The sequence below is a fragment of the Streptomyces sp. NPDC001848 genome (genome assembly GCF_042891915.1).
Classification (GTDB): domain Bacteria; phylum Actinomycetota; class Actinomycetes; order Streptomycetales; family Streptomycetaceae; genus Streptomyces.
The window spans coordinates 424,376-443,071 of record NZ_JBIATP010000006.1 but is presented as its reverse complement, the minus strand read 5'-3'; the positions used below and the strand labels follow the sequence as shown (position 1 = coordinate 443,071).

Below are 18,696 nucleotides of genomic sequence, written 5' to 3'. Positions count from 1 at the left end.
CCCCCCGGTGTCACGCTGTGATCATGAGCCGTATCGAAGCCCCGCGCGACGAAGTCACCGGCAACCTCCTCGACCGCCTCAGGGCCGGCCTGCCGGCCGAGGCCGTCCTGGCCGACCCCGACGTCACGGCCTCGTACGCCAACGACATGGCGAGCTTCTGCGCGGCCGGCACCCCGGCCGTGGTCGTGCTGCCGCGTACCGTCGAAGAGGTCCAGCACGTCATGCGGACCGCCACCGAACTGCGCGTCCCGGTCGTCCCCCAGGGCGCCCGCACCGGCCTGTCGGGCGCGGCCAACGCCTCCGACGGCTGCATCGTGCTGTCGCTCACCAAGATGGACCGCATCCTGGAGATCGACCCGGTCGACCGCATCGCCGTCGTCGAACCCGGCGTCGTCAACGCCACGCTGTCCCGCGCGGTGAACGAACACGGCCTGTACTACCCGCCGGACCCCTCCAGCTGGGAGATGTGCACCATCGGCGGCAACATCGGCACCGCCTCCGGCGGCCTGTGCTGCGTGAAGTACGGGGTGACGGCCGAGTACGTCCTCGGCCTCGACGTCGTCCTCGCCGACGGACGCCTGATGTCCACCGGCCGCCGTACCGCCAAGGGCGTCGCCGGCTACGACCTCACCCGGCTCTTCGTCGGCTCCGAGGGCTCCCTCGGCATCGTCGTACGGGCGATCCTCGCGCTGAAGCCGCAGCCGCCCCGGCAACTCGTCCTGGCAGCCGAGTTCGCCTCCGCGGCAGCCGCCTGCGACGCCGTGTGCCGGATCATGGCCGGGGGCCATGTGCCGTCCCTGCTGGAACTGATGGACCGTACGACGGTGAAGGCCGTCAACGCCCTCGCCCACATGGGCCTTCCCGAGAGCACCGAAGCCCTGCTCCTCGCCGCCTTCGACACCCCGGACCCCGCCGCCGACCTCGCCGCCGTCGGCGCGCTGTGCGAGGCCGCGGGCGCCACCCAGGTGGTACCGGCCGACGACGCGGCCGAGTCCGAACTGCTCTTGCAGGCACGGCGGTTGTCGCTGCCGGCGCTGGAGGCGGTCACCGGCACGACGATGATCGACGACGTGTGCGTACCGCGCTCCAAGCTCGGCGAGATGATCGAGGGCACCGAGCGCATCGCCGAGAAGTACCAGCTCACCATCGGGGTGTGCGCGCACGCCGGCGACGGCAACACCCATCCCGTCGTCTGCTTCGACGCGCGGGACCCCGACGAGTCGCGGCGCGCCCGCGAGTCCTTCGACGAGATCATGGCCCTCGGCCTGCGACTCGGCGGCACGATCACCGGCGAGCACGGCGTCGGCGTCCTGAAGAAGGAGTGGCTGGCGCGCGAGATCGGCCCGGTCGGCGTGGAGATGCAGCGGGCCGTCAAACAGGTCTTCGACCCGCTGGGCATCCTCAACCCCGGCAAGCTGTTCTGACCCGTTCGGCCCACTTCTTTCGGGGTGTGTTCCGGGCGTGTGAAGGGCGTGCACGGTATCGCCCGGAAAGGGGTGGGTACCGGCGGACCGGCAATGCCGCCTGCACACTTCTGATAGATGTGGAGCCTCACACGACCCCCCGAGCAGATACGGGACGACGGACATGAGCGCCCCAACCCCGGCACCCGGCGACGACAGGCCCCGCGAAGGCTACTACCCGGACCCCTCCATTCCTGGATATGTCCGGTACTGGAACGGGGTCTCCTGGGTCCCGGGCACCAGTCGGCCGGCTCCCACCGACGGCGAGCCGCTCTCCCCGCCGGCGGGCGCGCGCCCCGCGCAGCCCTCGGTGGAGGAGACCGGGCCGCACTTCTTCGACGAGGACCCGGTCGACGAACCCGGTCGCGGCGCCCAGGCCGACAGCCACCCGGAGCCCGCCCCGGCCTGGGGTGCCGACCGCTCCCAGCAGTCCGGCTTCGGCGGCGAGCAGGACCGCCGGGTGTCCTGGGGCGCCGCGCAGGCCGCGGACCCTCGGCTGCCGGCCGCCGACTCGGGGCCCGAGGCCTCCCCGGGCTCGCCCGGCACGACGGCGCTGCGCCGTTCGTCGCGCCCGGAGGGCACCGCCGGTACCGACGAACCCGCCCCCGCCGAGGGCACCATGAAGTTCCGCGGGGTCTCCCAGCGCACGGGGGAGCAGGGCGGAGGCACGGCGGCGGCCGGTTCCGGCACCGGCTCCGGCGCGGTGCAGCCCGGCGCCGCGCGCCCGACGAACGCCCAGGCGGCGGCCCGCCAGGCGCTGGGCCTGGACCCGGACGCCGCGAGCCCCGCACCGCCCCCGCAGCAGCCGTCCGTCCCGGCGCCCGCGGCTCCTGCGGCTCCCGCGGCGGGTCCGACCCCGCAGCAGTCCGCCGCGCCGGTCGCCACGCCCATGACCAGCGGCCCCGGCGGCGGCCAGCCCTCCTGGGCGCAGCAGGTGCACCAGTTGGCGAGCCCGGGCCCCGAGGGCGACCGGCCCGTCGCACCCTGGAAGCCGCCGGTGGAGGACCCGTTCCAGGCGGCCGCCCGGGCGCAGGCGGCGGCCCGGCCTGCGGGACTCGGCAAGCGGCTGGCCGCGCGGCTGCTCGACACCCTGGTCCTGGCGGCGGTCACGGGCGTGGCCGCGGTACCGCTGGGCACCAAGGCGATCGACCACATCAACGCCAAGATCGACGCGGCGAAGCTGTCCGGGCAGACCGTCACGGTCTGGCTGCTCGACGGCACGACATCGGTCTACCTCGCGATCGTGCTCGCCGTGCTGCTGGGTTCCGGGGTCCTCTACGAGGTGCTGCCGAACGTCAAGTGGGGACGCACGCTGGGCAAGAAGCTGTGCGGTCTCGAGGTACGGGACATCGAGGCCCACGAGCCCCCGACCTTCGGCCAGGCCCTGCGCCGCTGGCTGGTCTACAGCGTCCCGGGCGTGCTCGTCGTGGGTGTGGTCGGCGTCCTGTGGTGCGTGTTCGACCGCCCGTGGCGCCAGTGCTGGCACGACAAGGCGGCCCGCACGTTCGTGGCCGGCTGACCCGGACGGACCTGTAGGGATGCGGAGTCGGAGGGTTCGCGGTCGACTCGGGCCATGAGCACCGAACCGCCACCCCCCGGCCGAGGAGACGCCCCGGTGTCCGCGCACGGCGGTGAGCCGCGCCACGGCCAGCCCCCGCCCGGCGGTGAACCACCCGGCGGTAGCCCCCCGTACGGCACACCCCCGGCCCACGGCGGGGGCCCCTACGACAGCGGCGGTCCGTACGGCGAAGGCGGCGGCCCGTACGGCGGTGACGGCCCCCCTGGCGGCGGCCCGTACGGGCCAGGCGGTCCCTACGACGGCAGCACCGACCCCCTCGCCGGTATGCCCCCGCTCGCCGACAGCGGCAAGCGCGTCCTCGCGCGGATCATCGACATGATCCTCGTCGGCATCGTCGTCTGGCTGCTGTCCTGGGCGTTCCACACCCTCCAGTACGACGTCGAGGCCACCAAGGTCGACACCGGCAAGTCCCTCGGCCAGTCCGTGATCGCCGCGGTGCTCTACACGGCCTACGACGCGATCCTCATCAGCAGAACCGGGCAGACATACGGCAAGAGGCTGCTGAACATGCGTGTGGCCAACCTCGACGACGGCTCGAACCCCTCCCTCCAGGCGTCCCTGATCCGCGCCGCGGTGCTGTGGCTGCCGTTCGCGTTCTGCTGTGCCTGTGTGTGGACCGCGATCTGCGGTGGGTGGAGCTTCTTCGACCGGCCCTACAAGCAGGGGCTGCACGACAAGGCGGCCAGGACGGTGGAGGTCAGCACGGTGGGCTGAGCGGGAGGGCGGTGGCGTACGCACGAACCGGCGGGTCCGCGCAGCGCGGGCCCGCCGGTTGCGAGTGCTCCCTGTGACGTTGCCTGTTCAGTCGTGCGTACGCGCGGTCGGCTCAGGGATTCGCCGTCTCGCGGACCGGCTCGGCGGCCGCGGTGGACGCGAGCGACGCCGCAGGGCGCCCCGCCGGGGCGTGCTGCCGCGTGGCGGGCCGCCCGGCGGCGGCCGGTGCGGACTTCGGCAGCGGTACCGTCACCGCGACGAGCAGCCCGAGTGCGAGCGCCGCCAGGGCGATCACGGCGATCCCCAGGCCCGAACTCGTCTGTGACAGCAGCAGCATGGCGAGGGTGGAGAAGATCACGGTGCAGGAACCGTAGGCGAGCTGTGCGGCGTTCGGACGAGGCATGGCCATTCCTCGGGGTGGGGGACTCCCCCCGTGCCTCTCGTAATGGGGGAGGATGCGGACAACTGCGGACAGAGGTAGGGCGTGTGGACGTACAGCCACGGAATTGCGGCAATGGCAACGGTGTCGACAGGGCAAACCGCTGTCATTCCGGCGCTCCACCCGTCGACCCTATTCGCCTCCATGCCCGAGCGGAACGGCTGGTAAGCGTGACCTAACCCACGGTGCCGAAGCACAAGGGGCGCACGGAGTCATGCGTTCCAGCAACTGGACACGTGCGCGCGCCGGTTGACGGGGGAGTATGCCGCTCGTATCTGTTCGTGCCCGTTGGTATAGAAAACCTCCCATTCTGTTAATGTACTTGGCCTGTTCAAGTCAATATCTGCCTTTTCTGTTAAACCTCCGGTCAAATGTCGTCACTTGACACACGCGTACACCGGCGCGCGGATCTCGCCATGCTCACCAGCCATCCTTTCCGCGCGCTCGGGCGCGTCGGGGAGGACATCAAGTGACCAGCAGACCCTGGACGTTCCGGGCGGCCGCGACGGTCGTGGCGCTCGCGGCGACCACCGCCACCCTCGCGACGTCCGCCGCGGCCCAGCCCGAGCGCGACACCTTGGCGGCCACCGTGGAGCGACACGGCCCGCAGCCGGTCGGGAGCCGGGAGCACGACTTCGACGGACCGCTGAGCAGGACCCAGGAGGCTCAGCGCGAGGAGGCGCTCAACCGGGTCATGTCCGGCAGGGCCTCGGTCACCGACCGCGGCGCCTCGAAGGTGGTGCGGCTCAGCAGCGGCAAGTACGTCGAACTCGCCCGCGAGCGCACCGACGCGGTGACACGCCCGGCGACTTCTCCGCCTGGGACAAGCTGCAGCTGGGCTGGCTGAACCACAAGAACGTGGCGGCCGGCACCAGGTCTCTGAAGAAGATCGGGTACTCGGAGTACAACACCGAGAACCCGCAGGCCGTTGTCGTCACGCTGCCCAAGAAGACCGTCACCACGGACCTCGGCGCCCCGGCGAGCGGCTCCCACCAGTGGTGGAGCGGTCGCGGCAACAGCCTGAACAACACGCTCACCCGCGACGTCGACCTCACCGGCAGGACGTCGGCCACGCTGTCCCGCAAGGGCGCCTACGACATCGAGAAGAACTACGACTTCCTGTACGCGGAGGTCTCCACCGACGGCGGCGCCACCTTCAAGCCCCTCGACGGCACGGTCAACGGCACCGCCCTCCCGCGCGACGCGAGCGATCAGCCCGTGCTGACCGGCACCGTCGACGACTACGCCGACCTGGTCTACCCGCTGGACGCTTACGCCGGTCAGAAGATCAAGCTGCGCTTCCGGTACTCCACCGACAGCGGGGTCGCCCAGAAGGGCTTCCGGGCGGACGACATCACCCTCACGGCCGACGGCGCCACCGTCTTCGCCGACGGCGCCGAGGACGGCACGGGGGACTGGGTGGCGGACGGCTTCTCGATCAAGGGTTCGTCCTTCAGCGCCGACTACCCGCAGTACTGCATCGCGGAGAACCGGCAGTACGTGTCGTACGACAGGACCCTGAAGACCGGCCTCTACAACTTCGGCTTCACGAGCACCAAGCCGAACTGGGTCGAGCACTTCCCGTACCGGAACGGTCTGCTGATCTGGCGGTGGGACACCTCCCAGGCCGACAACAACGTCAGCGAGCACCCGGGCGAGGGGCTGATCCTCCCGGTCGACGGGCACGCGACGCCGCTGAAGTGGGCGGACGGTACGTACATGCGCAGCCGTATCCAGGCGTTCGACTCCACGTTCACGCTGGAGCCGACGGACGCGATCACCCTGCACACCAACGGCGTCGTCACGAAGATCAAGAGCCTGCCGGGCGTCCCGGTCCTCGACGACCACAAGGGCACGTACTACTCCACCGCGACGCCGTACACGGGTGTGAAGGTGCCGGACACCGGGACGAGGATCAAGCTGCTGCGGCAGACGAGGGACGGCAGCGTATTGACGGTCGCGGTGCTGCCGTCGAAGCAGGACGCCTCCGGACGATCACGCCCATAGTGGGGATACTCACAAACTGAACATTGTTTCCGCAGGTCAGCGCTTGATCGGCCGCAACCCTCTGGCGGGTCGCGGCCGATCGTGTTTAGGTGCCTGCTGTGGCTCTCTTATTGACACCAGGTCTCACGGGGGTATGACGCGTATGGCCGCAGGAGGTTTCTGCAAGCTGCCGAACGGCAGCGTGGTGGTGGCCCTGAACCTGCCCAGCCCGGGTTCGGGCGCCGGTTCGGTGCGCGTCCTGGTCCATGCCCAGAACCGCGCCCGCGCCCTGACGCGGCTGCGCAACCTGGGCCTGCGCGCGGTCTACCTGCGCGGCAACGCGGCCCCGCCGTCCCCGGACGAGGTCACGGCGGTGCTGCACCACCCCGACGGCCTGATATGGCGCACGGCCCCGGACACCGCGGCCCAGGACCTGACGGTCGAGCTGTGGCACCCGATCAGGTCCCTGCTCGGACGGACGGCCCAGCCGTGACCCGCCGAGACCCACGGGGTGCCCCGGGGGCTAGGGGGGCCTAGGGGCCCCTAGGACACCACCGGCTTGCCGGACAGCTCCACGCCCGCCTCCCGGAGCTCCTCCAGCGCGCGCTCCGTGGTCTCCTCGGCGACCCCGGCGGTCAGGTCCAGCAGGACCTGCGTCCGGAAGCCCTGGCGCACCGCGTCCAGCGCGGTGGCGCGTACGCAGTGGTCCGTGGCGATCCCGACCACGTCCACCTCGTCGATCTCCCGCTCCCGCAGCCAGTCCCCGAGCGCGACCCCGTTCTCGTCGACGCCCTCGAAGCCGCTGTAGGCCGCCGAGTACGCCCCCTTGTCGAAGACGGCGTCGACCGCGCCGGAGGCGACCGCCGGGGCGAAGTTCGGGTGGAAGCCCACCCCTTCCGTGCCCGCCACGCAGTGCGCGGGCCAGGAGTGGACGTAGTCGGGGTTGTCGGCGAAGTGGCCGCCGGGCGCGATGTGGTGGTCCCGGGTGGCCACCACGTGGCGGTACCCGGCGGGGGCCTGCCCGATCAGCTCGGTGATCGCGGCGGCAACATCGGCACCCCCGGCCACCGCGAGGCTGCCACCCTCACAGAAGTCGTTCTGCACGTCTACGACGATCAAGGCGCGGCGCATGGTCGGTTTCCTTCGGCTTGGCAGCGGTTCGGGTGTGGAGGGTGCGGGCCCGGCCGTCCGTTGACTACATGACCTACCGAGCCTAGAGACTTCGGGGACCGGGCGGGAGAGGGCATCGGGCGGTCGGCCGGGTGCGCGGGGTGCGTCGCCGTCGCATTCCCGCCCGCAGACCGTTCCGCGCGCCCTCGGGCGGGCCGCCGAGGCCACACCCCGTCCCTGCCTCCATGGTCCTCCCCGCGCGCCGACAGCGACGCGTCACACGTACTCGGTCGGGATCACCGGCTCCCCGCGCGACAGCTGCGTCGCCGACAGCGGCAGGTTGGCGCGGGCGGCCGCGTGCCGGTCGCGGACGACGTCCAGCGGCTCCCGGGCGACCACGGCGCCCCCCTTGACCAGTTGCACCAGCAGCTGCCGGTCCGCCAGCTCGTCCGGCACCGGCCCGGTGCCGACCACCTCGGCCTCGGCCACCCCGTGCTCGTCCAGCCGCCGCGCCGCCCACTTGCGCCCGCCGACGGACGTCTTGCCGCCGGTCGACTTCTTGGCCACCGGCACCAGCGGCGCCTTCGGGTCCGCCGACTCGGCGCGCGCGACCAGCTTGTAGACCATCGAGCAGGTGGGATGCCCGGAGCCCGTCACCAGCCGGGTGCCCACCCCGTACGCGTCCACGGGTGCCGCCGCCAGCGAGGCGATGGCGTACTCGTCCAGGTCCGAGGTCACGATGATCTTCGTGTGGGTGGCGCCCAGCGCGTCCAGCTGCTGCCGCACCCGGTGGGCGACCAGCAGCAGGTCACCGGAGTCGATGCGCACCGCGCCCAGCTCGGGTCCAGCGACCTCGACGGCCACCCGGACGGCCTCCGTGACGTCGTAGGTGTCCACCAGCAGGGTGGTGCCCCGGCCCAGCGACTCCACCTGGGCCCGGAAGGCGTCCCGCTCGCTGTCGTGCAGCAAGGTGAAGGCGTGCGCGGACGTCCCGACCGTCGGGATGCCGTACCGGAAGCCCGCCGCCAGGTCCGAGGTGGTGGTGAAGCCGCCGACGTAGGCGGCGCGGGAGGCGGCCACGGCGGCCAGTTCGTGGGTGCGCCGGGCGCCCATCTCGATCAGCGGCCGGTCCCCGGCGGCGGAGGCCATGCGGGAGGCGGCGGCGGCGACGGCCGAGTCGTGGTTGAGGATCGACAGGATCACGGTCTCCAGCAGCACGCACTCGGCGAAGGAGCCCTCGACCCGCATGATCGGCGAGCCGGGGAAGTACACCTCGCCCTCCGGGTAGCCCCAGATGTCACCGCTGAAGCGATAGCCGGCGAGCCAGTCGAGCGTCTCCTCGTCGACGACCCGGCGCTCGCGCAGGAAGCCGAGGACGCCCGCGTCGAAGCGGAAGTTCTCGACCGCGTCCAGGACGCGCCCGGTACCGGCCACCACGCCGTAGCGCCGGCCGTCGGGCAGCCGCCGGGTGAAGACCTCGAAGACGGAGCGCCGCTCGGCGGTGCCCGCCCTGAGGGCTGCCTGCAGCATCGTCAGCTCGTAGTGGTCGGTGAAGAGCGCCGTCGAGGGTACGTCCACCGGCAACCCAAGGTCCGCTACACCCACAAACCTCTCCTCACACAAGACTCTTCGGTTGCAGGCACCACTGTTCCCAGTGCCTGCGACGGCCGATCGTACTCCTCATCTCGTCAGTCTGACGATTTGCAGGCCGGGCGGGGGTGTCCGTTTGTGCGACCACCCCCCTCGGGTGGCAGCATGGGGCTTGTGACGTCACCCGCTCCCGTAGAGATCGAACGAACACAGTCGGCGGAGGAAGAGTTCGCCGTACCCGAGCCCGACGTCCCCTGGGTCACGATCGTCCACAACGACCCGGTCAACCTCATGAGCTATGTGACGTACGTCTTCCAGACGTACTTCGGCTATTCCAAGGACAAGGCCACCAAGCTCATGCTCGACGTCCACCACAAGGGCCGGGCGGTCGTCTCCAGCGGCACGCGCGAGGAGATGGAACGCGACGTGCAGGCGATGCACGGCTACGGCTTGTGGGCCACCCTCCAGCAGGACCGGAAGTAGCGACCTCCCTTCATGTCAGGACACTTCGAACCGCTCCCCGGCGGCGGCGCGGCCGTCGCCCTCGACGACGTCGAGATCTCCATCATCCGGTCGCTGTCCGTGCAGCTGCTGGAACTCATCGGGCCCGGCCCGGCCGAGGACGCCCCCGAGGACCCGCTCGCCGAGCTGTTCGCGCAGGGGCCGAGCGAGCCGCCCGCCGACCCGGTGCTGCGCCGGCTGTTCCCGGACGCGTACGGAGACCCGGGCGTCCGACCCGTCTCGCCCGGCGAGGCGGAGGAACTGCGCGCGTACTCCGCCGAGTTCCGCCGCTTCACCGAGAACGACCTGCGCGCCCGCAAACGCGAGAACGCCCTCGCGGTGATCCACACCCTGGATGCGCTGACCTCCCGGAGCCGGGAGGGCGGGGTGCTCAAGCTGTCGCGCGAGGAGTGCGGACAGTGGCTCGGCGCCCTGAACGACCTGCGCCTCGCGATCGGCTCCCGGCTCGAGGTCGTCGACGAGGACGACACCGACGAGCTGTACCGGCTGCCGGACGAGGATCCGCGCAAGCCGATGGTGATGGCGTACCTGTGGCTCGGCGGCCTCCAGGAGACGCTGGTCACCACCCTTATGCCCTGATCGGTACGGGTTTCGCGTTCGCTCAGCGGACGCTCAAATCCGGATAACGATCGCATCACCATTGCGGCCATGTATGGGTCGTTCGAGTGCGCTTTGTCCGCTTCTCCGTGTGCAGTCGGTCACATTGCGTGACCCGATCAATGGTGCGGTCGTGATAAATCTTCACGACCGCCCGGCGAACACCACCCATGTTCCGCCGGGTGCGCCACCGAGCCGACGACCGTCGGCCAGGCATGAGCGGCGCCCGGGACAGCCCGAGCCCGCTCGCTCCATCAATCCGGGGGGATCGAAAACCGGTCCGTGGCCGACGAGAGGCCCGGGTCGGCATGGAGAAAGGCGCACCACACATGACCTCAGCGCAGGTCGGCAAGGAGAACACCCCTGAGGAGGGGTACGAGCGCGGGCTCGGTAGCCGTCAGGTCCAGATGATCGCGATCGGCGGCGCCGTCGGCGTCGGCCTGTTCCTGGGCGCGGGGGCGAACATCGCCAAGGCCGGGCCCAGCCTGATCCTCATGTACGCCCTCGCCGGCGTGATCATCTTCTTCATCATGCGGGCGCTCGGCGAGCTGCTTCTGTACCGTCCGGTCTCGGGTTCCTTCGCGGAGTACTCCCGCGAGTTCCTCGGCCCGTTCTTCGGCTACTTCACCGGCTGGACGTACTGGCTGATGTGGGTGGTCACCGGCATGGCCGAGCTGACGGCCGCCGCGATCTACGTCCACTACTGGTTCCCGTCGATCCCGCAGTGGGTGACGGCGCTGGTCTTCCTCGTGGTCCTGTTCGTGGCCAACCTGATCTCGGTGAAGCTGTTCGGCGAGATCGAGTTCTGGTTCTCGATGGTCAAGGTCACCGCGCTCATCGGCATGATCGTCATCGGTCTCGGCGTGCTGACCTTCGGCTTCAGCGCGGCCGGTGACACGGCCTCCGTCGCCAACCTGTGGCAGTTCGACGGCTTCTTCCCCAAGGGCATCGGCTCGTCCCTGATGACCCTGCAGGGCGTCATGTTCGCCTACCTCGCCGTCGAACTGGTCGGTGTCACCGCGGGCGAGTCCGAGAACCCGGAGAAGACCCTCCCCAAGGCGATCAACACCCTGCCCTGGCGCATCGCCCTGTTCTACGTCGGCGCCCTCACCGTCATCCTGTGCGTGGTGAAGTGGACCGAGTTCGCGCCGGGCGTCAGCCCCTTCGTGAAGGCGTTCGCGGTCATCGGCATCCCGGCCGGCGCCGGCATCGTCAACTTCGTGGTGCTCACCGCGGCCCTGTCGTCCTGCAACTCGGGCATGTACTCCACCGGCCGCATGTTGCGCACCCTGGCGGACAACGGCGAGGCCCCGAGGGTCTTCAGCAAGCTCTCGGCGTCGAAGACCCCGGCCCTCGGTATCACGGTCTCGGTCGCCTTCATGGGCATCGGCGTGGTCCTCAACTACGTCGTCCCGGAGAAGGCCTTCGGCTACGTCACCTCGGTGGCCACCGCGGCCGGCATCTGGACCTGGCTGATGATCCTGGTCAGCCACGTGCTGTACCGCCGCGCGGTGGACGCGGGCCGGCTGCCCGCCTCCTCCTTCCCGGCGCCGGGCGGCGCGGTGTGCAGCTGGATCGCCATCGCGTTCCTGCTCTTCGTCACCTGCCTGATCGCCTACGACGCCGACTCCCGCGTCTGCCTGTACGTGATGGCGGTGTGGGCGGCGGCCCTGGCCGTCGGCTGGGCGGTGCTGAAGGCCCGCAACCCGCAGGTCACCGAGCGCCGCGAGCAGGAGCTGGAGAAGGTTCGCTGAGTCCCCGGGCTCACGCCTGGCCCATATGGCTCACGCAGCTCACCATGTGGGCCGCCCCGTACCACCCCTCGGTACGGAGCGGCCCCTCTGCTTATGCTGACGGTCATGCTGACCATCACCCAGGCCCTCGTCGACCAGATCGTCGCGCACGCGCGCCAGGACCACCCCGACGAAGCGTGCGGCGTCGTCGCCGGCCCGGCCGGCTCGGACCGCCCGGAGCGCTTCATCCCGATGCTGAACGCGGCCCGCTCGCCCACGTTCTACGAGTTCGACTCCGGCGACCTGCTCAAGCTCTACCGGGAGCTGGACGACCGCGACGAGGACCCGGTGGTCATCTACCACTCCCACACCGCGACCGAGGCCTACCCGTCCCGCACGGACATCTCCTACGCCAACGAGCCCGGCGCCCACTACGTCCTGGTCTCCACCGCCGACACCGACGGCGTCGGCCCCTTCCAGTTCCGCTCGTTCCGGATCGTGGAGGGCGAGGTCACGGAGGAAGAGGTCAAGATCGTGGAGTCGTACTGATCTCGCATCCCGGATGAAATCTGTCCGAACAGCGAGATCACACTCCAGGGCCCCGGCCGGGAATCGTTACGATGAGCGCATGGTTCTGAACGACGTGGGCGAGAAGACGCCGGGCGCACTGCTCGTGGCGCGGCTGCACGTCGACCTGTGCAGGCTCGCCAGCGCCATCTGTTGACGCTGTCCCTGCCGCCGTACGGCCGTGAGCCGCGGCGCCCGACCCGCGTACCACCGCGCCCTCGCGCCGCCGGGCGCCCTCCCCCAAGCTCTCGGCTTCGCTCGAGCAGGGGGGATCCCCATCCCGCCATCCTTCCGACAGGAGCCCGCAACCATGGCCATCGAGGTCCGCATCCCGACCATCCTCCGCCAGTACACCGACGGCCAGAAGGCGGTGGAAGGCACCGGGGAGACCCTCGCCGACCTGTTCGCCGACCTCGAGACCCGCCACCCGGGCATCCAGGCCCGCATCGTGGACGGCGGCGAGCTGCGCCGCTTCGTGAACGTCTACCTGAACGACGAGGACGTCCGCTTCCTCGACGGCATCCACACCAAGGTCGCCGACGGCGACAACGTGACGATCCTGCCGGCTGTCGCCGGCGGTATGGCCTGAGCCTGACGGTCGCTGATCACCGATGCGCTACGACTCCCCGCTGGCCGCGGTGGGCAACACCCCCCTGGTGCGCCTGCCGCGGCTGTCGCCGTCCCCGGACGTCCGGATCTGGGCCAAGCTGGAGGACCGCAACCCGACCGGTTCGGTCAAGGACCGCCCCGCGCTGCACATGATCGAGCAGGCGGAGAAGGACGGCCGGCTCACCCCCGGCTGCACGATCCTCGAGCCGACCTCGGGCAACACCGGCATCTCCCTCGCCATGGCCGCCAAGCTCAAGGGCTACCGCATGGTGTGCGTGATGCCCGAGAACACCTCGCAGGAGCGCCGCGAGCTGCTCGCCATGTGGGGTGCCGAGATCATCTCCAGCCCGGCGGCGGGCGGTTCCAACACCGCCGTGCGCGTCGCCAAGGAACTGGCGGCCGAGCACCCGGACTGGGTGATGCTCTACCAGTACGGAAACCCGGACAACGCGGGCGCACACTACGCGACGACCGGCCCCGAGATCCTCGCCGACCTGCCGTCCATCACGCACTTCGTGGCCGGACTCGGCACCACCGGCACCCTGATGGGCGTGGGCCGCTACCTGCGCGAGCACAAGCCGGACGTGCAGATCGTCGCCGCCGAACCGCGCTACGACGACCTGGTCTACGGCCTGAGGAACCTCGACGAGGGCTTCGTGCCGGAGCTGTACGACGCCTCCGTCCTCACCAGCCGCTTCTCCGTCGGCTCGGCGGACGCGGTGATCCGGACCCGTGAACTCCTCCAGCAGGAGGGCATCTTCGCGGGCATCTCCACCGGCGCCGCGCTGCACGCCGCGATCGGCGTGGGGAAGAAGGCCGTCAAGGCGGGCGAGAGTGCCGACATCGTCTTCGTCGTGGCCGACGGCGGCTGGAAGTACCTGTCGACCGGCGTCTACACGGCCGCCACCACCGAAGAGGCCATCGAGACGCTCCAGGGCCAGCTCTGGGCCTGAGCCTCCGGCGGGCCCTGCCATCAACGTGCCAACCCCCTCCTATGAGGGGGCTAAGCATTGCCTACGGCGCGGCAAAGATCTTCCTCCGGGGGAGCCGTTCGCTGCCGGACGGAGCTACGTTCTGCCCGTCCTGTCATGTCACGCTCATCGGCATCGCAGGGTGTGGTAAGTGTCATGCCCATGATGCGCGTCCCACCGCCGCTACGCGCGTCACGGCCTGCCACTCGGCTCGTGAATCCCCACTTCCGGCTGTGGTTCCGCGTCCGGCCCCACCCAGGCCCGCGCGGTGCCGGCCTCGACCGATGGAGGCAACACCCCCATGCGTGAGTCACGCCCGAACAAGCGGCGCCGGAGTCTTCGAAGACTCCTGACCGCCGCCGTCCCGGCCCTCACCCTCACCGTCGCCGGGTTCCTGGCGGCCCCGTCCGCGGGCGCGCACACCGCGCCCGCCGCCACCGCGCACACCACCCGCACGGCCCAGAACGCCAAGGCGCTCACCGACCCCCAGCGGCAGACCGTCCACCCGACCGGCAAGGCCGGCCAGAAGGTCCCGACCCAGCACCTGTGCGCCACCGCGAAGCCCGGGCAGGCGTCCTGCTTCGCCCAGCGCCGCACCGACATCAGGCAGCGCCTGGCCTCGGCCCTCGCGGCCGCCGCGCCGTCCGGCCTGAGCCCGGCCAACCTGCACAGCGCCTACAACCTGCCCTCGACCGGCGGCTCCGGCCTGACCGTCGCGGTGGTCGACGCCTTCAACGACCCCAACGCCGAGTCGGACCTGGCCACCTACCGCTCGACGTACGGCCTGTCGGCGTGCACCAAGGCCAACGGCTGCTTCAAGCAGGTCAGCCAGACCGGTTCGACCACCTCGCTGCCCACGAACGACTCCGGGTGGGCCGGTGAGGAGGCGCTCGACCTCGACATGGTCAGCGCCGTCTGCCCCAACTGCAACATCATCCTCGTCGAGGCCAACTCGGCCAACGACACCGACCTCGGCATCGCCGAGAACGAGGCCGTCGCGCTCGGCGCCAAGTTCGTCTCCAACAGCTGGGGCGGCTCCGAGTCCTCCGCCCAGACCAGCGAGGACACCTCGTACTTCAAGCACCCGGGCGTCGCGATCACCGTCTCCGCGGGCGACTCCGGCTACGGCGCCGAGTACCCGGCGACCTCCCAGTACGTCACCGCAGTCGGCGGCACCGCGCTGAGCACGTCGTCGAACTCCCGCGGCTGGACCGAGTCCGTCTGGAACACCAGCTCCACCGAGGGCACCGGCTCCGGCTGCTCCGCCTACGACCCCAAGCCGAGCTGGCAGACCGACACCGGCTGCTCCAAGCGCATGGAGGCCGACGTCTCCGCGGTCGCCGACCCGGCCACCGGCGTCGCGGTCTACGACACCTACGGCGGCTCGGGCTGGGCGGTCTACGGCGGCACCAGCGCCTCCGCCCCGATCATCGCCGGCGTCTACGCCCTCGCGGGCACCCCGGGCTCGAGCGACTACCCGGCGAAGTACCCCTACTCGCACACGAGCAACCTGTACGACGTGACCAGCGGCAGCAACGGCTCCTGCTCGACCTCGTACTTCTGCACCGCGGGCACCGGCTACGACGGCCCGACCGGCTGGGGCACCCCCAACGGCACGACCGCCTTCTCCTCCGGTAGCAGCACCGGAAACACGGTGACCGTCACCAACCCGGGCAACCAGTCCACCGCGACCGGCAGCTCGGTCAGCCTGCAGATCAAGGCGACGGACAGCGCGGGCGCCGGCCTCACCTACAGCGCCACCGGACTGCCCACCGGCCTGTCGATCAACAGCTCGACCGGCCTGATCTCCGGCACCGCCTCCACCGCGGGCACCTACAGCGTGACCGTCACCGCCAAGGACGCGACCGGTGCCTCCGGCTCCACCTCCTTCACCTGGACGGTCGGCTCCTCCGGCGGCACCTGCACCTCGGCGCAGCTGCTCGGCAACCCGGGCTTCGAGTCGGGCAACACCACCTGGAGCGCCTCCAGCGGCGTGATCACCAACGACAGCGGTGAGGCGGCGCACAGCGGCTCCTACTACGCCTGGCTCGACGGATACGGCTCCTCGCACACCGACACGCTGTCGCAGTCGGTGACCATCCCGTCCGGCTGCAAGGCCACGCTCACCTTCTACCTGCACATCGACACCGCGGAGACCGGCAGCACCGCGTACGACAAGCTGACGGTGACCGCCGGGTCGACCACGCTGGCGACGTACTCGAACGTCAACGCGGCCTCCGGCTACACCCAGAAGTCCTTCGACCTGTCCTCGTTCGCGGGGTCCACGGTCACCCTGAAGTTCAGCGGCGTGGAGGACTCCTCGCTGCAGACCAGCTTCGTCATCGACGACACCGCCCTGACGACGAGCTGACGCACCTGTGCGCGAAGGGGCCCCGGCCGGGCGTGTGGGCCGGGGCCCGTTTGCGGGCGCGTGGGGATCCTGATGCGCTGGAGAAACGTCACATCGGCACACACGGGCACGAGTAACGAGAGGCGGCCCCCATGCGCCGTACCACCGCTCAGCGGACCACCGTCATCGCCGTCGCAGCAGCGGCGCTCCTCCTCGCGGGCTGCGGCACGCACAGCGGGGGAGGGGCCGCCGGAAGCGGCGCGGTGTCGCCGTCCCCGTCGGTGTCCGGGTCGGCCTCGGCACCGGCGTCCCCGTCGGCGCCGGAGTCCGGGTCGGCCTCCCCCTCGGCCCCCTCCTCCGGGGCGCCGTCCGCCACGGCCACCCGCGCGGGCTGCACCCCTCGGCTCCAGCTCACCGCCGCCGACACCGGCCGCACCGTGTGCCTGACCACCGGCGGACAGATCCGCCTCACCCTGGACGGCACCAAGGACCGCCCCTGGACCCCCGTCACCGCCACCGGCACGGCGCTGAAGGCCACCAACGCCGGTCTCGTCGTCCAGCCGGGCGACGCCGTGGCCGCCTTCGACGCCGTCGCACCCGGCACCGCACAGCTCAAGGCCACCCGCCCGCTGTGCGCCAAGCGCCCCGGCCAGGTGTCGTGCCTCGGCATCCAGCAGTGGACCGTCACGGTCACGGTGACCAAGCCATGACACCCATTGCGAACCCGCTGTTCACCCCGCCAGGTACCGCACCTGGTCCCACAGAGCGGGGTCCACCACCCCCACCCGGCGCCGGAAGTCCCACAGCGGCACGTCCCGCAGCTCGTCCGTCTCCAGGAAGCTGGGCCGTCCCTCGGTGTCACCGACCGACCCCGGCGGTAGCGGGATCACTCCCGTCCGCTCGTCGTGGTACCGGCTGGTGATCCGCGCGACCGTCGCACTGTCCCCGCGCACCGTCAGCACCAGGCACGGCCGTTCCTTGCCGCCGGGCCGGTCCCCGTAGGGCACGCTCGCCCACCAGATCTCGGCCGGCCGCGGATGCACCCGGGCACGCCCCGGCGGACGCGCGGCCGCAGCACGGTGACGCCGCCCGCGCCCCCATCCGTCCACCAGCGTCGCGACCAGCGCGAGCAGCACCACCGCCGCCAGCGCGAGCCACCACGACGTGTCCATACGCACGACGTTACCGGCGTGTTCGCCCCACTGCCCGCCTTCCGCAACTCAAGTGCGCCGTATCGTGCGCCGCGCGCGCCCTTGTTCCAGCCGAACCGGTGACACCACAGGTGAGTTCCCCCACAACGGCCCCTGGCGGAGGAGCGACCGGCCCTTTTGCGCCTTACGCTCGACGGACCGCACGACCCCCGTCACCGCACCGTTTCCGTCCCTGCCTTCCGCACGTCCTGCCACGGAGGTTCCAGCTCTATGAAGCTCACCGTCGTCGGCTGCTCGGGGTCGTTTCCGTCCGCGGAATCGGCCTGCTCGAGCTACCTCGTCGAGGCCGACGGCTTCCGGCTGCTGCTCGACATGGGCAACGGCGCCCTGGGCGAGTTGCAGCGCCACTGCGGTCTCTACGACCTTGACGCGATTTTCCTCAGCCACCTGCACGCCGACCACTGCATCGACATGCTCGCCTATTTCGTCGCGCGCTACTACCGCCACGACGGTGGCCGCTGCGCCCCCATCCCGGTCTACGGCCCGGAGGGCACCGAACAGCGCCTGACGACCGCCTACGGCGACACGCCGTCGGCCTCCTCGATGAGCGAGGTCTTCGACTTCCACACCGTCAAGCCGGGCACGTTCGAGATCGGCCCCTTCACCGTGCACACGGAACGCGTACGCCACCCGGTGGAGGCGTACGGCATCCGGATCGAGCACGGCGGCAGGTCGCTCACGTACTCGGGCGACACCGGGGTGAGCGAGGCACTGGACGAACTCGCGCGCGACGCCGACCTGTTCCTGTGCGAGGCCGCGTTCACCCACGGCAAGGAGGACATTCCGAACCTCCACCTCAACGGCCGTGAGGCGGGCGAGACCGCCACCCGTGCACGGGCCCGCCGCCTCCTCCTCACCCACATCCCGCCGTGGACGGACCCCCAGGTCAATCTGACCGACGCCCGCGCGGTCTACCCGGGCCCCGTCGAACTGGCGGCCCCCCGGGCGACGTACGAGATCTAGCGAGATGTAGCGCGTCCGCCCCAACACCTCGAACGACGCAGGCGAGGCCACGAACGACGCGACGGTGACCGCCGCTTCCCGGGAGGCGGCGGTCTTTTGGTGTCCCTCGCGGCTCCTCGCGGCTCGTCCCGGCTCCTCCGAGCTCCTTTCGGCTTTTTTCTCGGCTCCTCTCGGCTCGCCCCCGGCTCCTCTCGGCTCGCCCCCCGGCTCCTCGCGGCTCGTTCCGCCCCCCCGACGTCCTCTCGCGCCTTCTCAGCTTCCTCTCAGCAACGGCCGCACAGGCTGGAGTGGT

The 18,696-nt window shown here is 70.8% G+C and carries 18 protein-coding genes and 1 pseudogene; 15 read left to right on the top strand and 4 right to left on the bottom strand.

The annotated features are described in order from the left end of the window. Positions 1–17 precede the first annotated feature (17 nt). The 3 genes from ACFYZJ_RS15475 to ACFYZJ_RS15465 all read left to right on the top strand — a co-directional run bounded on the left by ACFYZJ_RS15475 (position 18) and on the right by ACFYZJ_RS15465 (position 3,756). A complete protein-coding gene (locus ACFYZJ_RS15475) occupies positions 18–1,424 on the top strand; it encodes an FAD-binding oxidoreductase (RefSeq protein WP_388567575.1) in 1,407 nt (468 codons plus the stop codon). 163 nt (positions 1,425–1,587) lie between these two features. Next, on the top strand, positions 1,588–2,982 hold the full coding sequence (locus tag ACFYZJ_RS15470) for an RDD family protein (RefSeq protein WP_388567572.1): 1,395 nt from the start codon (positions 1,588–1,590) through the stop codon (positions 2,980–2,982). Positions 2,983–3,036: 54 nt separating this feature from the next. Continuing rightward, on the top strand, positions 3,037–3,756 hold the full coding sequence (locus ACFYZJ_RS15465) for an RDD family protein (protein WP_388567569.1): 720 nt from the start codon (positions 3,037–3,039) through the stop codon (positions 3,754–3,756). Positions 3,757–3,868: 112 nt separating this feature from the next. On the opposite strand, the gene ACFYZJ_RS15460 is transcribed toward ACFYZJ_RS15465, so the two are convergent. Next, complete coding sequence (locus ACFYZJ_RS15460) at positions 3,869–4,159, bottom strand: hypothetical protein (RefSeq protein ID WP_388567566.1); 291 nt, start codon at positions 4,157–4,159, stop codon at positions 3,869–3,871. Positions 4,160–4,664: 505 nt separating this feature from the next. Here ACFYZJ_RS15460 and ACFYZJ_RS15455 point away from each other — a divergent pair. Beyond that, positions 4,665–6,202, top strand: a pseudogene (locus tag ACFYZJ_RS15455) (hypothetical protein). Between the two features lie 142 nt (positions 6,203–6,344). Then, on the top strand, positions 6,345–6,674 hold the full coding sequence (locus tag ACFYZJ_RS15450) for a hypothetical protein (protein ID WP_388567564.1): 330 nt from the start codon (positions 6,345–6,347) through the stop codon (positions 6,672–6,674). Positions 6,675–6,724: 50 nt separating this feature from the next. Here ACFYZJ_RS15450 and ACFYZJ_RS15445 read toward each other — a convergent pair whose 3' ends face one another. After that, positions 6,725–7,312 carry an isochorismatase family protein gene (locus ACFYZJ_RS15445; protein WP_388567562.1) on the bottom strand — a complete coding sequence of 196 codons (588 nt, stop codon included), beginning with the start codon at positions 7,310–7,312 and terminating at the stop codon, positions 6,725–6,727. 255 nt (positions 7,313–7,567) lie between these two features. Next, positions 7,568–8,896 (bottom strand): nicotinate phosphoribosyltransferase, encoded by a 1,329-nt coding sequence (locus ACFYZJ_RS15440; RefSeq protein WP_388567559.1) that lies wholly within the window; start codon positions 8,894–8,896, stop codon positions 7,568–7,570. Between the two features lie 150 nt (positions 8,897–9,046). On the opposite strand from ACFYZJ_RS15440, the gene clpS reads away from it, so the two are divergent. The 9 genes from clpS to ACFYZJ_RS15395 all read left to right on the top strand — a co-directional run bounded on the left by clpS (position 9,047) and on the right by ACFYZJ_RS15395 (position 16,940). After that, positions 9,047–9,364, top strand: coding sequence for an ATP-dependent Clp protease adapter ClpS (gene clpS / locus ACFYZJ_RS15435; RefSeq protein ID WP_200417652.1), 318 nt, complete (start codon positions 9,047–9,049; stop codon positions 9,362–9,364). 12 nt (positions 9,365–9,376) lie between these two features. Continuing rightward, complete coding sequence (locus tag ACFYZJ_RS15430; RefSeq protein WP_388567556.1) at positions 9,377–9,982, top strand: DUF2017 domain-containing protein; 606 nt, start codon at positions 9,377–9,379, stop codon at positions 9,980–9,982. A 347-nt stretch (positions 9,983–10,329) separates the two neighbouring features. Beyond that, positions 10,330–11,754, top strand: coding sequence for an amino acid permease (locus ACFYZJ_RS15425; protein ID WP_388567553.1), 1,425 nt, complete (start codon positions 10,330–10,332; stop codon positions 11,752–11,754). A 105-nt stretch (positions 11,755–11,859) separates the two neighbouring features. Continuing rightward, the gene (locus ACFYZJ_RS15420; protein ID WP_388567550.1) at positions 11,860–12,282 is read left to right on the top strand and encodes a Mov34/MPN/PAD-1 family protein; all 423 of its coding nucleotides are present in this window, start codon (positions 11,860–11,862) and stop codon (positions 12,280–12,282) included. A 79-nt stretch (positions 12,283–12,361) separates the two neighbouring features. Continuing rightward, on the top strand, positions 12,362–12,457 hold the full coding sequence (locus tag ACFYZJ_RS15415) for a putative leader peptide (protein ID WP_388567547.1): 96 nt from the start codon (positions 12,362–12,364) through the stop codon (positions 12,455–12,457). 153 nt (positions 12,458–12,610) lie between these two features. After that, positions 12,611–12,889: a MoaD/ThiS family protein gene (locus ACFYZJ_RS15410; protein WP_388567544.1), complete on the top strand. Its 279-nt coding sequence runs from the start codon at positions 12,611–12,613 to the stop codon at positions 12,887–12,889. A gap of 22 nt (positions 12,890–12,911) precedes the next feature. Continuing rightward, positions 12,912–13,862: a PLP-dependent cysteine synthase family protein gene (locus ACFYZJ_RS15405; RefSeq protein WP_388567541.1), complete on the top strand. Its 951-nt coding sequence runs from the start codon at positions 12,912–12,914 to the stop codon at positions 13,860–13,862. Between the two features lie 319 nt (positions 13,863–14,181). Next, a complete protein-coding gene (locus tag ACFYZJ_RS15400; RefSeq protein ID WP_388567538.1) occupies positions 14,182–16,251 on the top strand; it encodes a putative Ig domain-containing protein in 2,070 nt (689 codons plus the stop codon). Between the two features lie 131 nt (positions 16,252–16,382). Next, the gene (locus ACFYZJ_RS15395; protein ID WP_388567535.1) at positions 16,383–16,940 is read left to right on the top strand and encodes a hypothetical protein; all 558 of its coding nucleotides are present in this window, start codon (positions 16,383–16,385) and stop codon (positions 16,938–16,940) included. 21 nt (positions 16,941–16,961) lie between these two features. On the opposite strand, the gene ACFYZJ_RS15390 is transcribed toward ACFYZJ_RS15395, so the two are convergent. Further along, a complete protein-coding gene (locus ACFYZJ_RS15390) occupies positions 16,962–17,402 on the bottom strand; it encodes a type II toxin-antitoxin system PemK/MazF family toxin (RefSeq protein WP_388567532.1) in 441 nt (146 codons plus the stop codon). Positions 17,403–17,651: 249 nt separating this feature from the next. Between ACFYZJ_RS15390 and ACFYZJ_RS15385 the strand changes: the two genes are divergently transcribed. Beyond that, complete coding sequence (locus tag ACFYZJ_RS15385; RefSeq protein WP_388567529.1) at positions 17,652–18,404, top strand: MBL fold metallo-hydrolase; 753 nt, start codon at positions 17,652–17,654, stop codon at positions 18,402–18,404. The last annotated feature ends 292 nt before the right edge of the window (positions 18,405–18,696 follow it).

Bases quoted from the DNA above. Each gene is read 5' to 3' on its own strand.
- ACFYZJ_RS15450 (WP_388567564.1), top strand. From the start codon at position 6,345: ATGGCCGCAGGAGGTTTCTGCAAGCTGCCGAACGGCAGCGTGGTGGTG.
- ACFYZJ_RS15470 (WP_388567572.1), top strand. From the start codon at position 1,588: ATGAGCGCCCCAACCCCGGCACCCGGCGACGACAGGCCCCGCGAAGGC.
- ACFYZJ_RS15390 (WP_388567532.1), bottom strand. From the start codon at position 17,402: ATGGACACGTCGTGGTGGCTCGCGCTGGCGGCGGTGGTGCTGCTCGCG.
- ACFYZJ_RS15445 (WP_388567562.1), bottom strand. From the start codon at position 7,312: ATGCGCCGCGCCTTGATCGTCGTAGACGTGCAGAACGACTTCTGTGAG.
- ACFYZJ_RS15400 (WP_388567538.1), top strand. From the start codon at position 14,182: ATGCGTGAGTCACGCCCGAACAAGCGGCGCCGGAGTCTTCGAAGACTC.
- ACFYZJ_RS15415 (WP_388567547.1), top strand. From the start codon at position 12,362: ATGGTTCTGAACGACGTGGGCGAGAAGACGCCGGGCGCACTGCTCGTG.
- ACFYZJ_RS15405 (WP_388567541.1), top strand. From the start codon at position 12,912: ATGCGCTACGACTCCCCGCTGGCCGCGGTGGGCAACACCCCCCTGGTG.
- clpS (WP_200417652.1), top strand. From the start codon at position 9,047: ATGGGGCTTGTGACGTCACCCGCTCCCGTAGAGATCGAACGAACACAG.
- ACFYZJ_RS15395 (WP_388567535.1), top strand. From the start codon at position 16,383: ATGCGCCGTACCACCGCTCAGCGGACCACCGTCATCGCCGTCGCAGCA.
- ACFYZJ_RS15460 (WP_388567566.1), bottom strand. From the start codon at position 4,159: ATGCCTCGTCCGAACGCCGCACAGCTCGCCTACGGTTCCTGCACCGTG.
- ACFYZJ_RS15385 (WP_388567529.1), top strand. From the start codon at position 17,652: ATGAAGCTCACCGTCGTCGGCTGCTCGGGGTCGTTTCCGTCCGCGGAA.
- ACFYZJ_RS15420 (WP_388567550.1), top strand. From the start codon at position 11,860: ATGCTGACCATCACCCAGGCCCTCGTCGACCAGATCGTCGCGCACGCG.
- ACFYZJ_RS15425 (WP_388567553.1), top strand. From the start codon at position 10,330: ATGACCTCAGCGCAGGTCGGCAAGGAGAACACCCCTGAGGAGGGGTAC.
- ACFYZJ_RS15465 (WP_388567569.1), top strand. From the start codon at position 3,037: ATGAGCACCGAACCGCCACCCCCCGGCCGAGGAGACGCCCCGGTGTCC.
- ACFYZJ_RS15410 (WP_388567544.1), top strand. From the start codon at position 12,611: ATGGCCATCGAGGTCCGCATCCCGACCATCCTCCGCCAGTACACCGAC.
- ACFYZJ_RS15430 (WP_388567556.1), top strand. From the start codon at position 9,377: ATGTCAGGACACTTCGAACCGCTCCCCGGCGGCGGCGCGGCCGTCGCC.